This is a genomic window from Mycolicibacter sinensis (genome assembly GCF_001667945.1).
GTDB lineage: Bacteria > Actinomycetota > Actinomycetes > Mycobacteriales > Mycobacteriaceae > Mycobacterium > Mycobacterium sinense_B.
Genome location: NZ_LZJK01000034.1, coordinates 45,397 through 60,182, shown reverse-complemented (window position 1 = coordinate 60,182; position 14,786 = coordinate 45,397). Strand labels below are relative to the sequence as shown.

Genomic DNA, 14,786 nt, shown 5'->3' with positions numbered 1-14,786 from the left:
TACCCTCACCTGGTATGAGACCGAAGAAGTTGGCCGGGCCGGCGGCGGCCGTGCTGGCGATGACCTGGGCGGCCGGCGGGGTCGCCGGGGCCGAACCGACGCCGACTCCCCCACCGGCGCCGAAGTCGGTGATCGACACCGACGGCACGTTCACCGTCGGCAAGGACATCGCCCCGGGGACCTACCGCTCCGACGGGCCGCGCGACGGGAATGCCTGCTATTGGCGCCGGGTCAGCGGCGACAAGATCGTCGACAGCGCGATGACCAAGAAGGCGCAGGTGGTGCTGATCGAACCCAGCGACACCGCGTTCCGGACCGACCGCTGCGCGCCCTGGCAGTTGACCGAATGCCCGCCGACCTGCGCTCCGGCACCGCAGCAGTCGGTGGGCCTGCCCGACGTCCTGAAGGGCTTCGTGCCCCAGCCCCGGCCGCCCGCCCCGTCTCCCGCTCCCAGCGGCGGCTAACTGGAGAACAGGTCCTGCCGGGTGCTGCTGCTCGTCGGACGCGGCCGTCACTTCTTGATCAGCTGGTGCGGGCAGTAGGTGTGCGCTGCGATGGCGGCAAATTGCGCCGCACCGTCGGTGGTGAAACCCGGATTGTTGTCCTTCAGGTCGGAGAGCACCTGTAGGGCGGGTTCGCCCCGGTCGACCAGGCCGCAGACCGCGCGAGCAGCCTCGATGGCCTGACCGGAGCTGCTGTAGGTGATCCCGGCGGCCCGCAATGACTCCAGGAAGGCCGCGTCGTGGATAGCGCCGGCCGCGTCTTCGGGATCGGGATGGGCGCCCCGTTCGGGGTCGGCGTACCCGGGAGCCGCACCGGCAAGGCAGAGTCCCGCCGTAACAGCCAGGGCCAGTAGCAGTTTCACGGGCCCGCTACCGTCGCTGCGGCCGAGCCTGCGGCCCCGGTGGCGCCGCTGTCTTTGGCGGCCTTCTTCAGGTGCACCGCGTGGAAGCCGGGTTTCTTGGACAGTTCCTCGAGCAGGTCATCCAGGCCGGCCTCGTCGATCTGCCAGTGCTGGACGGCGTCCTTCTGCTTCTGCAACTGGGCGATGACGCGGTCGAGCTGCACCGGGGCCTGGCCCTTGCCGGGTTTGCCGGATCCGCGGAGGTTGGCGCCGTTGATCAGCTGCGAGCCGGGAGCGCCCAGCGCGCCGCCGGTCAGCGCGCCCAGGGCGGCCGGGTTGAGCAGGCCGGTCGCCGCGGCCATCGGTGTCGCGGCGGCGCCGGCCGCCGGCAGCGAGGCCGCGGCCAGCCGGATGGCGGGGGTGGCGGTGGCCCAGCCCTGGGGCACCGACAGTGCCCCGACCGACGGCGCGGTGCCCACACCGGCCGTCACCGCGCGAGTCATGCCGGCGTTCATCCCGCTCCCGCCCAGCCCAGCTATCCCTTTCCCGCCCAGCCCAGCCCCCAGCGCGGACTTGGGAATCTCCGGCAGCACCGCCTGTGGCTTGTAGAACGTCTTGAACTGGACCATGCCGAAGTTGGGCCCGCTCAGCACGAAGTTGCCGAGGCCGCCGAACTTCATCACCCCGCCGAGAGTGCTGAACAGCCCCTCATAGATCCCGGCGATCTCGGAGGCGTCCCCGGCAGCGGCGGCACCCGGTCCGGTGTTGCCGGCCTGTGGCGGCGGCGCGAACGGTGTCAGCCGGGTGGCGGCCGCCGCGGCGGCCTGATAGGTGAACATCGCCGCGGCGTCCTGGGCCCACATCTGCGCGTACTGCGCGTCGGCGGCCGCGATTGCCGCGGTGTTCTGCCCGAAGGTATTGCTCGCCAGCAACGCTGCCCGCAGGCTGCGATTGGCCGCGATCACCGGCGGCGGCACCACCGCGGCCAGCGCCACCTCGAATGCGCTGGCCGCGGCACCGGCCTGCACCGCCGCTTGGGTCGCCTGCGCTGCCGCGGTCGACATCCACTCCACGAACGGCGTCGCCGCGGCGATCATGGCCGCCGCCGAAGTGCCGACCCACGCCTCGCCGGTCAAGCTGGTGAGCACCGCCCGGTAGGAGGTCATCGTCGAGTGCAGCTCGGCGGCCAGCCCCTCCCACGCGGTGGCGGCGGCCAGCAGCGATTCGGCGCCCGGGCCGGTGTACATCTGGCCGGAGGTGACCTCCGGCGGTATCAGCGCGAAATCGATCACGGCGCACCTCCGTCCTCGGGCACCGGGATGACCAGGATGGTGGCCGTGGTCAGGGCCTCGGTGTCGGGCGCCTTGTCGATCACGCGGCCGGCGCCCCCCGCGACGGACTGCACGGCGGTGCCGCCGACGGCGCGGCCGGCCAGGCTCGACAGCGCCATTTCGTTGAACATCGCGCTCGATGAGCCCTCGACGGCGAACGCCGAGGCACTGGAACTGACCGAGCTGCCCGACAGTACCGCCGGCAGTGCCTTGCCGGCCGGAGCCGCGGTGGACCAGCTCGCCGGTACCGACAGCGACCCGACCAAACCCGCCTGTCCGGTGCTGGCCGCCACGGTGGCACTACCCGCCGAGCCCAGCGCCGAGAGTGGCAGCTGGGAGGAGATGTAGCCACCCGACAGCGGCCCCAGGGCACCGGTGATCGGAGCCGGACCGCTGAGCAGGCTGGCCACCCCGGGCGGGTTCTGGGCCAAGCCGACCAGCTGCCCGGCGATCAACCACCCGCTGCCGAGGTTTGCCAGATGTCCAAGCGGCGAATACGGCCCCGCGAGGTCACCCAGGAACTTGGCGAGATCCCCGAGGCCCGAACCCACGTCGCCGAGTGATGGCGCGGCTTGCGCCGGGGACGAGGTGAGGTCACTCAGTGTTCTGGGCACCGCCGACAGCAGCTGCGAAACCTTCGACGGGGCGGCCGAGGCGGTCCGGGCCCCGGCCGCCTCGGCCGCGGCGACCAGCTGGGTCGAATCAGAGGCCAGGTCGGCGGCTTCCGGCGCCGGGTCGAACACGCTGAGCTGCGTGGCGGCCGCCGCGGAACCCGCGTAGCCGTACATGGCGGCGGCGTCCTGTGCCCACATCTCCGCGTAGAGGGCCTCGGTGGCCGCGATCGCCGGGGTGTTCTGGCCCAGCAGGTTGGTCGCGACCAGAGTCAGCAACAGACTGCGGTTGGCCTCGATCACCGGCGGCGGAACGTGTGCCGCGAATGCCGCCTCGTATGCCGCGGCCGCCGACGAGACCTGGGCAGCGGCGTGCTCGACGCGAGACGCGGTGACACTGATCCATTCCGCATACGGGGTGGCGGCCGCGGCCATCGCCATCGCGGACGGCCCGTGCCAGATACCGGCCAGGTCGGCGATCACCGATCGATAGGCCGCAGCCGCCGTGTGCAACTCGCCAGCGAGCGCCTGCCACGCGGCCGCGGCGGCCAACAGCGGTCCAGGCCCGGCGCCCGAGTACATCAGGCCGGAATGGACCTCCGGCGGGATCGCTCCAAATTCCATGTCATCCGGCCTCCGCGTTTGGCGCTATTTGGTCATACATGTAACAAGGAGATGAAGTTACGGTTACCAGCTGGAAGGTAGCCGGGAAGAACCTGTGAGCGATCCTGCCGATTCGTGTGGCAGCGATCACATAGGGCAGCGGACGCGGGGGCGGGCCCCGCCACCGTTGGCGCACGTCGGCGCCGGTGACGGGCTCAGGCGCGGGCCAGCAACAAGGTCGCGGCGTCGACCAGGGTCCGGATCACCTCGTCGGTGCTGAAGTCACTGAGCCACAGATTCGGCGCGTCACTGCGGTGCAGCATCGCCACGCCGTGCAATGCCACCGACAGCGCGGCGGCGATCCGGTCGGAGTCCGGATCCGAACCGGCTTCCGGCGGTTCAGCGAGGCTCGACGAAGGAGAGCCGACGCTGGAACCGCCGTACGACGAACCCCGCGGTTCAGCGAGGCCCGACGAAGGAGAGCCGACGCCGGAACCGCCGCACGGGGAACCCGGCACTTGTCCCCGGCAGGCCAGCAGCCCGCGGGTGACCACTGCGAGCGCCTGGCGCGCGGCCGGCGGCGCATGACCGTCCTGGGTCATCAGGGCATAGCGCAACGGATGGCGTTGGGCGAAGGACACATAGACTCGGCAGCCGATCAGCAGGCGCTCCCGGGGATCGGTGGCCGCCTGCACGTGGTCTGCGATCTCCTCGGAGACCTGGACCCAGCTCGCTTCGGCGACGGCCTCGAGGACCCGGTCGCGGTCTTCGAAGTGGGCGTAGACCGACGGCGCCGCGATGCCGGCCTCCCGGGCGATGCGCCGCAGCGAGACCTCGCCTTCGCTGTCGGCGCTGTCGATCACCCGGGTGGCCGCTGCCAGGATCTCCTCGCGCAGCAACCCGCCGTGACCTCGCAAATTACGCCGCCGAGTGGGACTGGGCACGCCTTCATCCTAACGACCGTTAGCTATGCCGCGCCGGCGTGCTGAACAACACCCGAGAGTGCTGGTGTGAGCCGCCACAACTAACTTTACATGTGTTTCCTTATGGTCGTAAGGTTAGCGGTCATGAGCGCACTGCTTAAGCTCCTTCAGCGGCTGTGGATCGTGCTGGTGATCGTCCCGGTCGCGGCCGTGGGCGCGCTGGTCATCTACCGGTTCCACGGCGTCTTCGGCGCCGGCCAGTCGGCGACCGCCGCCGGCGCGGGCGGTGAGATCGTGTCCACCGTCCCGAAGTACGTCACCTACGAGATCTACGGCCCCGCGGGCACCGCGGGGATGGTCAGCTACGTCGACCAACGCGCACAGGCCCAGGAGGCGAGGTTTGACTCCCTGCCGTGGTCGGTGACGTTGACCACCACGCAGCCGAGCGTGTTCGCCAACGTGATGGCCCAGGGCGACAGCCACGAGCTGGGTTGCCGGATCACCGTCAACGGCGAACTCCGCGATGAGCAGCAGGCCGATGGCCACAGCGCGGCGACGTTCTGTGTGGTCAAGGCCGCATGAGCGGCCAGCACAGCACCGGGTCCTCCGCGGTCAAGCCGCCGCTGTTTCCGCGGCTGATCCGTGTCCTGGCCGTCCCGATCATCCTGTTCTGGCTCGCCGCGGCCGCCGCGACCAACCTGCTGGTACCGCAGCTGGAGATCGTCGGCGCCGAAAACGCCGTCTCACTCTCGCCGCAGGATGCGCCGTCGGTGATCGCCATGAAACACAGCGGGGAGAAGTTCGGCGAGTTCAGTTCCGATTCGGTGCTGATGATCGTGCTGGAAGGCGACACCGAACTGCGTGACGACGCCCACCGCTACTACGAACGGCTGGTGGCGAGCCTGCAGGCCGACACCGCACACGTCGAGCACGTGCAGGATTTCTGGGGCGACCGGGTCACCTCGGCGGGGTCGCAGAGTGAGGACGGCCGGGCCGCCTACGTGCAGGTGCACCTCGCGGGCAACCAGGGCTCCGCCCAGGGCGTCGAGTCGGTCGACGCGGTGCGCGACATCGTGGAGCACTCCGCGCCCCCGGTCGGCCTGCGCGCCTACGTCACCGGTCAGGCCGCCCTGGTCGCCGACACCAACGAGGCGGGCGACGCTTCCATGGTGAAGATGACCGGGATAACCCTGGCTGTCATCGCGGTGATGCTGCTGGTGGTCTACCGCTCGATCGCGACCACGCTGATCGGGCTGCTGGTGGTCGTCACCGAGATGAGCGTGGCCCGTGGGCTGATCGCGGTGCTGAGCAACGCCCACGTCTTCGCGATCTCGACCTTCGTGGTCAGCATCCTGACCGCGCTGGCCATCGCGGCCGGAACCGACTACTGGATCTTCCTGATCGGGCGCTACCACGAGGCCCGCAGCGCCGGCGAGGATCCCGAAACCGCCCAACGCACAACGCTATCCAGCGTCAGCCACGTCATCCTGGGTTCCGGGTTGACCATCGCCGGTGCGATGCTGTGCCTGCACTTCACCCGGCTCAACTACTTCAACACCTTGGCGGTGCCGTGCGCGCTGGGGATGTTCACCATCCTGGCGATGGGGCTGACCTTCGCACCGGCGGTGCTCGCGGTCAGCAGCCGATTCGGGCTGCTGGACCCGAAGCGGGCCACCCGGACCGGCGGCTGGCGCAAGGTGGGGACGGCCGTGGTGCGCTGGCCACTGCCGATCTTGGCCGCCGCCAGCGCCGTTGCCGCCGTGGGCGTCCTGGTGCTGCCGGGTTACAAGACCAGCTACGACAACCGGCACTACATCCCTGCTGACGTGCCGTCGAATATCGGCTACGCCGCAGCGGAGAAACACTTCAGCTCGGCGCGGATGAACCCGGACATGCTGATGGTCGAGTCCGATCACGACATGCGCAACCCGCGCGACATGCTGGTGCTGGATCGTATCGCCCGCAACATCTTCCGGGTTCCCGGCATCGAGCGGGTGCAGTCCATCACCCGGCCGCTCGGCCCGCCGATGGAACACGGGTCGGTGCCGTTCCAAATCAGCGCGCAGGGCGTCACGATGCGCGAGAATCTGCAGTTCTTGCACGCCCGCCTCGACGACACCGAAACCATGGCCGATCAACTCTCCGCAATGGTCGCGGTGCTGGATCGGCTACACGGCCTGACCGTGCAGCTGTCCGACGCCACCCACGGCACCGACCAGGCCACCCACGACATGCAGAGCACTATGGCCGAAGTCCGCGACCATATCGCCGACTTCGACGACGAGGTCCGACCGCTCCGCAACTATTTCTATTGGGAGCCGCACTGTTTCAACATCGGCGTGTGTAACGCGTTCCGGTCGATGTTCGACGCCACCGACGGCTTCGACAAGCTGGCGGAGAACACCCAAGCGCTGGCCGATCAACTGGACCGGGTCGACGGGATCACCCCGGCGATCGCCGACCAGATCCCGCCGATGATCGCCATCGCGACCAACATGCGCGACCTGATGCTGACCATGCACAGCAGCTTCGGCCAGGTGGTGACCCAGCTCGAGCAGATGACCGACACCGCCGCGGTGATGGGACAGGTCTTCGACGACGCCAAAAACGACGACATGTTCTACCTGCCACCGGAAGCCTTCGACAGCCCCGACTTTCAGCGCGGGATGGAGCTGATGATGTCACCGGACGGCCAGGCCGCCCGCATCCTGATCACCCACGACACCGATCCGGCGACGGTCGACGGCATCGCGCACGTCGACGCCGAACTGTCAGCCGCCAAGGAGGCCGTCAAGGGCACCCCGCTGGCCAAGGCGAAGTTCTACCTGGGCGGCACCGCCGCCACCTACTCCGACATCCAGACCGGCGCACACTATGACCTGCTCATCGCCGCCATCGCCGCGATCATCTTGATCTTCGTGGTGATGCTGCTGATCACCCGGGCGCTGGTCGCGTCCATCGTGATCGTGGGCACCGTGGTGTTGTCACTGGCCTCCTCATTCGGACTGTCGGTGCTGTTGTGGCAGTACGTGTTCGGCATCGAGCTGCAGTGGCTGGTGATCGCGATGAGCGTGATCGTGCTGCTGGCGGTGGGCTCGGACTACAACCTGCTGGTGGTCTCGCGGATGAAGGAGGAGATCGGCTCGGGGTCCAAGGCGGGCTTGAAGACCGGGCTGATCCGCGCGATGGGCGCTACCGGCAAGGTGGTCACGGCGGCGGGCATGGTGTTCGCGTTCACCATGATCGCGATGATCGCCAGTGACCTGCGTTCGGTCGGCCAGATCGGCACCACCATCGGGCTGGGCCTGCTGTTCGACACCTTCATCGTCCGCAGCCTGATCACCCCGTCGGTCGCGGCACTGCTCGGCCGGTGGTTCTGGTGGCCGATCAACGTGCACCGGCGGCCGTCCACCGCCCCCGCCGAGACCGACACCCCCGCCGAACGTGAAGCTGCCTTCACTCCCGGCGCCGAAGGTGAAGGCAGCTTCACGTTCGGCCCCGCAGCCCCGCTCCCGGCGAGCTAAGAATCTTACTGTTACGCCAAGATACTCTTATTTTTCTTAATTTGTGTGTATCGTGGGTCCCTTGGTCGCGGAGAGGGGCTTACGTTGAGCGAATCGAGGGCGTCGGCAGTCGTGCTGGGAGCCGGGATGGCCGGGCTACTGGCGGCACGGGTGGCATCGGAGTTCTACGACTCCGTCACGGTGGTAGACCGTGATCGGCTGCCCGATCACCCGTCCCACCGCAAGGGAGTACCGCACGGACGGCACTTGCACAGCTTCCTGTCCCGCGGGACCGGTGTCCTCGGCGAGCTGTTCCCGGGCATCCTCGATGACCTCGCCGCCGCCGGCGCGGTGGTCATCGACCACGCCGACCTGTCCGGGCGCTATGCCCGCATCGGCCGTCACGAGCTGAACCGGACCGGCAGGCTCGCCGACCCCCGGGCCCTGGCCGTCTACAGCGCCAGCAGGCCGTTCGTGGAGTTTCACGTGCGAGAGCGCGTCGACAAACTCGGCAACGTCGCGTTTCTCGACGACCACGACGCGCTCGGGCCGGTGCATGAGCGTGGAGTCGTCACCGGGGTGCGGATCAGGAATCGGCGCAACCGACTGACGCAGATTCTGCACGCCGATCTCCTTATCGATGCGACGGGGCGGGCTGCCCACACCGCCGAATTCGTGACCGAGCACGGGTTCGGCAGCGTGCCCGAGCAGCGACTCCGGCCGGCCTGGGGCTATTCCAGCCAGTTGCTGCAGGTTGCGCCCGGACGGATCACCGACAAGATGGTCTTCATCAACCAAGGCCGGGCCGCCCCGATGCTGCTGCTGATGGCCTATGAGCAGGACACCTGGATGCTGGCCATCGCCCGCCACGGCGACTACGGCGCTCCCCCAGCCGATTTCACCGCCATGCTGGCTGCAGCCAAGCAACTTCTTCCGCCGGTCATCATGGCCGGACTGCGCGACGCCACCCCGGTGGGCGACATCGCGGTCTCGCGCGACACCGGGGCACTGTGGCACCGCTACGACCGGATGCCGCGCTTCCCCGCCGGAGTGGTGGTGATCGGCGATGCACTGTGCCGGCTCAATCCGATCTACGGGCAGGGCATGACGGTGGCCGCGCTCGAGGCGCTCGCGCTGCGCGACTGCCTGCGCGAACGCGGTTCAGACCTGCCGCAGCGATTCTTTCGGGCGGCGGCCCGCCAGGTCGCACCGATCTGGGCCGCGAACGCCGCTAACGGTTCATCGCCGGGTCGCCCGCACCCGATCCGCCACCGACTGCGCGGGTGGTTCGCCGCCGCGGTGGCCACCGCCGCCACCCGCGACATCGCGGTCACCGAACGCTTCCTTCGGGTCCGCAACCTCGTCGACCCGCCCGCGCGGCTACGCGACCCGGTGCTGCTGTGGCGGATCCTGCGCGCGAACCTGCCGGGCGCCCAGCACACCACCCGCCCGGCACCCACTGGAACGCGTTTGGGCACACTGACTCCGATACCGACTGCGGGAGGCTCCCATGCTTGACGCGATCTACCGCGCCGCTCGCGACCGGATCGGGAATTTGGCTGCCGGCCTCGGCGACCACCAGCTACGTACCCCGGTTCCGGCCACGCCCGGCTGGACGGTGCACGACGTGCTGGCCCATCTGGTCGGTGGTGCCGCCGATGTCTTAGCCGGCCGGCTTGACGGCGCACCGGGCGATTCCTGGACCGCGCGGCACGTCGCCGAACGGCGCGATCACCCGGTCGAGGAGTTGCTCGCCGAGTGGGAACGCGCGGCCCCGGCGGTCGAAGCGAGCCTGCCCAAGCAGCACACCGGCCCGAACCTGGCCGCCGATGCGATCTGCCACGAAGCCGACCTGCACGAGGCGCTGGGCCTGCCGCGCACCGACCGTGCGCACTGGCAGCCGTTACTGGAGGTGATGGCCCGTTTTCCCGGCAGGCGGTTGGGTGACACCGCGACACTGGTGATCATCGACGAGCTGGGCCAGCAATGGCGTAGCGGCTCAGGAGAATCCGTGACCCAGCTGCGCGCCGACGGCTACGAGCTGATGCGGGGCGTGTTCAGCCGGCGCTCGCGTCGCCAGATCGCCGGCTGGGATTGGTCACCGGAACCGCCCAGTGCAGTGGTCGACGGTTTCGGTGCGTTCGGGCCACGCGACGACGACCAGCCGGTGCCGACCGGCTGAGTTCACCCGGCGCAGGAGGTGAGCCGCGGTGGGGAGAACGTCACCGAGCCGACGCCACCGACGATCATCCCGTTCTCGGCCAGCGCCATCGCGGTCACATACGAGCAGGTCTGAATCTCGGTCAGCCCGTTGAGATAGACGACGTCGAAGGTGTAGGCGAAGTTGCGCACCAACTGTCCGGCCGTCCACGGTACGTCGACGACGAAACCCAACGACGACCCCGACGGTGCGCCGAGCACCCGGGGTCCCCGCTCACCGATGTGTGGCGTGATCGAGAACGGCACGCCGTCACGTTTAGTGCCGGTCAGACCGTCGCTGTTGATCCGGTAGCCGGTGGCGGCCGCGGGCACCGACGGCCCGGGCCGGATGTTGGTGCTGAACAGAATGGAGTAGTTCGTGCCGCCGGCGACGGCGGTGGTGCTGAAGCTGGTCGAGGTGAACTCTTCGGGTAGCTGCACCACGCAGTTCTCGATCAGCTCGGTCGGATCACCGCAGTCCTGCGAGCCGGGCGGCGCCGCCCGGGCGCGCGGCGCAGCCAGCGCAATCGCCACCGCGGGCACCGACCAGGCGGCGCCGCGCACGAAGGAGCGTCGGGAGAGGGCGTTGTTCGCAAAGTCGGTCACGGGTGACCCCTTCTTCTGAGCGACGCGGTCATTCCCCCAGTGCCGAAATTACCCGCTTTCCGAATTCGGCAATCGTCTCCGGCGCAGCGAAATCGGCGAACCACACGTAAAACCGCTGCGCGCCTTGACTGCGCAGGCCGGTGAAGTAGTCGATCAGTTCGTCGGCGCGGCCACACACCAGCCCCGGGCCGAGCTGACTGAAGCGGCGTCGCGCCTTAGCGGTCACCGCATCGGCATCGGCACCGTCCCCGATGAAGCCGACCATCTGCTGCACCGACACCCGCGCCGAGCCGACCCTGGGCGACAGGTCCGGCAGTTGATCGACGTGGGTCGCCGGAAGATTCCACCAATCAGCATGACGGGCAACCAGTTCCAGCATCCGCGGTCCCCGGCCGGCCAGCAGCAGCGGGATCGGATTGCTCGGTGCCGGCAGCTGGGTGTCGGCGCCGCCGGCCCAGTAGCGCCGCAGGGCGGTCACGGTCTGTTCCAGGGCGCTGACCCGCTGGCCGGCGGTGGGCGCACCGAGCCCGAACCGGGCCAGCTCGTCGGGCATCGACCCGGACCCCAGCCCCAGCTCGAAACGTCCTCCGGAGGCTTCGGCCAGCGTCACCGCCTGCTTGGCCAGCACCGCCGGATGCCGAAAGGCGTCGCAGAGCACCAGATGGCCGATCCGCAGCCGCTGCGTGTGCGCGGCGACCCAGGTGGCAATCGTCATCGCCTCCCAGATCGGGGCGTCGGGGGCCATCGGCGTTTCCAGGTGGTCGATGAACGCCACCCCGTGAAAGCCACTGGCTTCGGCGGTGCGTGCCCGCGTCACGATGTCGTCGATGCCCAGCCTGCTCTGTGGCAGGAACAGGAACCACTCGATCATTACGAGCCCCCGCCGGCTCTACAGCGCCGCCCAGATCGACTTGGTCTTCAGGTAGGCCTCGATGCCCTCGTAGCCGAACTCCTTGCCGATGCCGGACTGTTTGTAGCCGCCGAAGGGCACGTTGTGGTCGAACGTCAGCTGACAGTTCAGTCCCACCATGCCGGCGTTGAGCCGCTTGCCCAGGTTGTGCGCGCGGGCCAGGTTGGTGGTCCAGGCGGTGGCGGCCAGCCCGTAGCTGGTGTCGTTGGCCATCGCGACGGCCTCGTCGTCGTCGTCGAACGGCAGGATCGTGACGACGGGGCCGAAGATCTCCTCCTTGTACAGGCGGCTGGTGGCCGGGTCAACGCCGGTGACCACAGTGGGTTTGATGAAGTAACCCTTGCGGTCCAACCGGTAACCGCCGCTGACGATCTCGACGCCGTCTTGGCGGCCCTGCTCGATGTAGCCCATGACGCGGTCGAGCTGCTTCTGGCTGACCAGCGGGCTGATCATGGCACCCTCGTCCTGGGGCCCACCGAGCACCAGGTTGTCGCCGATCATCGCGATGCCGGCCACCACGCGCTCGTAGACGCTGCGCTGCACGAAGACCCGCGAGCCGCACACGCAGCCCTGCCCGGAGTGCACGAAGATGCCCATCGAGGCCATCATGATCGCCATGTCCAAGTCGGCGTCGGAGTAGATCAGCACCGGAGACTTGCCGCCCAGCTCGAGGGTGACCTTGTTCAGGTGGTCCGCGGCGTTGCGCATGATCTGCTTGCCGACCTCGGTCGAGCCGGTGAAGGCGACCTTCTCCACGTCGGGGTGGGCGGTGATCGCCGCGCCAGCGGTGGCGCCGTAGCCGATCACGAAGTTGGTAACGCCCTCGGGCACACCGGCTTGCGTGATCAGATTCTCCAGCAGCACCGCTGACAGCGGCGTCTCCTCGGCCGGTTTGACGACGCTCGAGCAGCCCGCCGCCAGCGCCGGGGCGACCTTGGCGCAGGCGTTGAACAGCGGACCGTTCCACGGGTAGATCAGGCCGACGACCCCGTAGGGCTCCTTGTGGGTGTAGGCGTGGAAGTTGGCGTGGGTGCTGTTGACCCCGCCCTCCATCTGCACCTGGTAGCTGGTGCCATTGAGCTTGGTGCACCAGCCGGCGTAGTAGCGGAAGAACTCCGCGCAGGTGGAGACGATCATCTCGGCCTGAGCCGGCGGCATCCCGGCGTCCAGGGATTCCAGCTCGGCGAATTCCTTGGCATGCTCGTCGATCAGGTCGCCGAGGCGCCACAGCACCTTGGCGCGCTGGCGGGCCGGGATGTCGGTCCACACACCGGACTGGTAGGCGGCCTTGGCGCGGGCGACGGCGGCGTCGACGGCTTCGGGGCCGGCGTCGCGGAACTCGGTGATCTGCTCCTCGGTGGCCGGGTCGATCACCGGGATCACCTCGCCGGTGCCGGGGCGCTTCGCCAGATCATCGATTACCGACTGCAGTGCCATGGCGGGACCCTTCTAACGACGACAGCGGAGGTGCTGTGCATCTGCTTAGCATCCGGCGGGCGGCCGGGTCAACAGTGAGACAGTTTATCCACAGTTTGTAACGCTGCGGTATGTGCTGGCGCTGGTCAGGACAACTCCCGGGTAAGGACACCGAAACGGTGCGCCTTTGCCGTGCAGCTTCCGGCTGATCGCGGTGGGTACCGTTCCGGCTATGAAGCGACGTCGGCCCCGGGCACGGAGGCTCTGATGCGTACCCGAGGTTGGGGCGGCGATGTGCCCGCCAGCGATGAGGAGGCGGTGGCGCGGATTCTCGACGCCACCCGGCGCACCATCGACGAACGCGGCGAGCAGACCAGCATCGCCGACGTGGCCCGCACCCTCGGCGTAACCCGCCAGACCGTCTACCGGTACTTCCCCAGTACCGAGGAGCTGCTGTCGGCCACCGCGATCGACGGCGTCGGGGATTTCCTGGATCAACTCGCCGCGGCACTGGCCGGCATGACCGACCCCGGCGATGCGGTCGCCGAAGGTGTCGCGCTGACTTTGGAACGGCTCCCCGACGATCCCTACGTCGGCCTGCTGCTGCGCGCCCAGCAGCCCAGTGCCTTTGCCGTCACGGTAACCACCGATACCGGCCGCACCTTCGGGCATTCGCTGCTCGAGCGGCTCGATGTCGACTGGACCGGGTTCGATGACCAAGCCATCGACGACATCATCGAGATGGTGCTGCGCACCTTACAGTCGTTCATCCTGGCGCCGCTGCCGGCCCCGGGTGACGAGTTGCGGCGCCTGCTGCGCCGGTGGATCGCGCCGGCGGTGACGGCCGCCCGCGGCGCTACGAAGGTTCGCGGGTCATCGGGTAGGTCACGCCGGTGAGGTCTTCGGCGATCTTCCAGAGTCGCTGCTGGGCTTCGATGTCCTGGGCCCGGCCGGCGGCGCGGACCAGCACCGGCGGCCCGATCTGCTCGAAACGCCCTCCGGGGCCGTAGAACTGGCCGCCCGTCGCGGTGGGGTCGGTCGCTGCCCGCAGCATCGGCAGCGCACCGCCGGTGGGGTCTTGGGTGAACCATCCCGTCAGATGGCGGAACCGGCGGTTGAACACCCAACGCACCGAACGGGGTTGCTCGCGCAGGATTCCCGTGCGGGTTCCGCCGGGGTGTGCGGCCAACGAAATCGCCGTGCTGCCAAGCGCTTCTAGCCGACGCTGCAGTTCGAACACGGCCATCAGCTGGGCGAGCTTGGACTGGGTGTAGGCCACCGCCGGGGTGAACGACTTCTCCAACTGCAGATCGTCGAATGCGATCCGGCCGCCCCGGCTGGTCTTGCTGTTCACCGCGACGATCCGCCCGGCCGGTGAAGCCAGGACGCGGTCGAGCAGCAACCCCGTGAGGGCAAACGGCCCAAGGAAATTCGTCCCGAAGTCGCCTTCGAAGCCATCGGCGGTCAGCTGCCGGCTCTGGTGCATGACACCGGCGTTGTTGACCAGGACGTCGATGACGGGGTAGCCGGCCCGCAACTCCTCCGCGCAGGCGCGCACCGAGGCCAGGTCAGCGACATCCAGGCCAACGACGTCGATTCGCGCGCCCGGAACGGTCCGCAGAATGTCGTCGCGGGCCGCCGCCGCAGCATCGCCGTTGCGGCAGGCCAGCACCACGGTGGCCCCCAGTGTCGCCAGTCCCCGGGCGACTTCGAGACCGACGCCGGTGTTCGCGCCGGTCACAACGGCGGTCCGGCCATACTGAGGCGAACCCTGCTCCAAGGTCCAGTCCGTCGCACTCACACGCCGAACTATAGACGGGACACCAACACCTGTGTGTAT

General features: G+C 68.8%; 14 protein-coding genes. 6 read left to right on the top strand and 8 right to left on the bottom strand.

All coding sequences use genetic code 11. The features are described 5' to 3' along the window. Window positions 1-14 precede the first annotated feature (14 nt). Window positions 15-464 carry a hypothetical protein gene (locus A5694_RS03805; RefSeq protein WP_064920519.1) on the top strand — a complete coding sequence of 150 codons (450 nt, stop codon included), beginning with the start codon at window positions 15-17 and terminating at the stop codon, window positions 462-464. A 47-nt stretch (window positions 465-511) separates the two neighbouring features. Here the strand turns inward: A5694_RS03805 and A5694_RS03800 are convergent, their stop codons facing one another. From A5694_RS03800 to A5694_RS03785, 4 genes are all read right to left on the bottom strand, one after another. After that, window positions 512-865: a DUF732 domain-containing protein gene (locus A5694_RS03800; RefSeq protein ID WP_064920518.1), complete on the bottom strand. Its 354-nt coding sequence runs from the start codon at window positions 863-865 to the stop codon at window positions 512-514. After that, complete coding sequence (locus A5694_RS03795; RefSeq protein ID WP_064920517.1) at window positions 862-2,136, bottom strand: PPE family protein; 1,275 nt, start codon at window positions 2,134-2,136, stop codon at window positions 862-864. The genes A5694_RS03800 and A5694_RS03795 overlap by 4 nt, the downstream gene beginning before the upstream one ends. Further along, window positions 2,133-3,410: a PPE family protein gene (locus A5694_RS03790; RefSeq protein ID WP_064920516.1), complete on the bottom strand. Its 1,278-nt coding sequence runs from the start codon at window positions 3,408-3,410 to the stop codon at window positions 2,133-2,135. Before A5694_RS03790 ends, A5694_RS03795 begins: the two co-directional genes overlap by 4 nt. 194 nt (window positions 3,411-3,604) lie before the next feature. Further along, a complete protein-coding gene (locus A5694_RS03785) occupies window positions 3,605-4,333 on the bottom strand; it encodes a TetR/AcrR family transcriptional regulator (protein ID WP_234786531.1) in 729 nt (242 codons plus the stop codon). Between the two features lie 123 nt (window positions 4,334-4,456). On the opposite strand from A5694_RS03785, the gene A5694_RS03780 reads away from it, so the two are divergent. The 4 genes from A5694_RS03780 (at window position 4,457) to A5694_RS03765 (ending at window position 9,997) form a co-directional block, all read left to right on the top strand. Then, window positions 4,457-4,894 (top strand): MmpS family transport accessory protein, encoded by a 438-nt coding sequence (locus tag A5694_RS03780; RefSeq protein ID WP_082952491.1) that lies wholly within the window; start codon window positions 4,457-4,459, stop codon window positions 4,892-4,894. Further along, complete coding sequence (locus A5694_RS03775) at window positions 4,891-7,836, top strand: RND family transporter (RefSeq protein WP_082952490.1); 2,946 nt, start codon at window positions 4,891-4,893, stop codon at window positions 7,834-7,836. Before A5694_RS03780 ends, A5694_RS03775 begins: the two co-directional genes overlap by 4 nt. 84 nt (window positions 7,837-7,920) lie before the next feature. Continuing rightward, the gene (locus tag A5694_RS03770; RefSeq protein ID WP_082952489.1) at window positions 7,921-9,333 is read left to right on the top strand and encodes an FAD-dependent oxidoreductase; all 1,413 of its coding nucleotides are present in this window, start codon (window positions 7,921-7,923) and stop codon (window positions 9,331-9,333) included. Then, window positions 9,326-9,997, top strand: a complete 672-nt coding sequence (locus tag A5694_RS03765) for a maleylpyruvate isomerase family mycothiol-dependent enzyme (protein WP_064920513.1) — start codon at window positions 9,326-9,328, stop codon at window positions 9,995-9,997. Before A5694_RS03770 ends, A5694_RS03765 begins: the two co-directional genes overlap by 8 nt. 2 nt (window positions 9,998-9,999) lie before the next feature. Here A5694_RS03765 and A5694_RS03760 read toward each other — a convergent pair whose 3' ends face one another. The 3 genes from A5694_RS03760 to A5694_RS03750 are packed head-to-tail and all read right to left on the bottom strand — an operon-like array spanning window position 10,000 to window position 12,967. Beyond that, window positions 10,000-10,620 carry a hypothetical protein gene (locus A5694_RS03760; protein ID WP_064920512.1) on the bottom strand — a complete coding sequence of 207 codons (621 nt, stop codon included), beginning with the start codon at window positions 10,618-10,620 and terminating at the stop codon, window positions 10,000-10,002. A gap of 28 nt (window positions 10,621-10,648) precedes the next feature. Next, window positions 10,649-11,491: an LLM class flavin-dependent oxidoreductase gene (locus A5694_RS03755; protein WP_064920511.1), complete on the bottom strand. Its 843-nt coding sequence runs from the start codon at window positions 11,489-11,491 to the stop codon at window positions 10,649-10,651. Between the two features lie 18 nt (window positions 11,492-11,509). Then, window positions 11,510-12,967 (bottom strand): aldehyde dehydrogenase family protein, encoded by a 1,458-nt coding sequence (locus tag A5694_RS03750; RefSeq protein WP_064920510.1) that lies wholly within the window; start codon window positions 12,965-12,967, stop codon window positions 11,510-11,512. Between the two features lie 246 nt (window positions 12,968-13,213). Here A5694_RS03750 and A5694_RS03745 point away from each other — a divergent pair, with 246 nt between their 5' ends. Beyond that, window positions 13,214-13,843 carry a TetR/AcrR family transcriptional regulator gene (locus A5694_RS03745; protein WP_064920509.1) on the top strand — a complete coding sequence of 210 codons (630 nt, stop codon included), beginning with the start codon at window positions 13,214-13,216 and terminating at the stop codon, window positions 13,841-13,843. On the opposite strand, the gene A5694_RS03740 is transcribed toward A5694_RS03745, so the two are convergent. Further along, window positions 13,803-14,747, bottom strand: a complete 945-nt coding sequence (locus tag A5694_RS03740; RefSeq protein WP_064920508.1) for an oxidoreductase — start codon at window positions 14,745-14,747, stop codon at window positions 13,803-13,805. The genes A5694_RS03745 and A5694_RS03740 overlap by 41 nt on opposite strands. Between the last annotated feature and the right edge of the window lie 39 nt (window positions 14,748-14,786).

Bases quoted from the DNA above. Each gene is read 5' to 3' on its own strand.
- A5694_RS03780 (WP_082952491.1), top strand. From the start codon at position 4,457: ATGAGCGCACTGCTTAAGCTCCTTCAGCGGCTGTGGATCGTGCTGGTG.
- A5694_RS03755 (WP_064920511.1), bottom strand. From the start codon at position 11,491: ATGATCGAGTGGTTCCTGTTCCTGCCACAGAGCAGGCTGGGCATCGAC.
- A5694_RS03775 (WP_082952490.1), top strand. From the start codon at position 4,891: ATGAGCGGCCAGCACAGCACCGGGTCCTCCGCGGTCAAGCCGCCGCTG.
- A5694_RS03805 (WP_064920519.1), top strand. From the start codon at position 15: ATGAGACCGAAGAAGTTGGCCGGGCCGGCGGCGGCCGTGCTGGCGATG.
- A5694_RS03790 (WP_064920516.1), bottom strand. From the start codon at position 3,410: ATGGAATTTGGAGCGATCCCGCCGGAGGTCCATTCCGGCCTGATGTAC.
- A5694_RS03745 (WP_064920509.1), top strand. From the start codon at position 13,214: ATGCGTACCCGAGGTTGGGGCGGCGATGTGCCCGCCAGCGATGAGGAG.
- A5694_RS03765 (WP_064920513.1), top strand. From the start codon at position 9,326: ATGCTTGACGCGATCTACCGCGCCGCTCGCGACCGGATCGGGAATTTG.
- A5694_RS03750 (WP_064920510.1), bottom strand. From the start codon at position 12,967: ATGGCACTGCAGTCGGTAATCGATGATCTGGCGAAGCGCCCCGGCACC.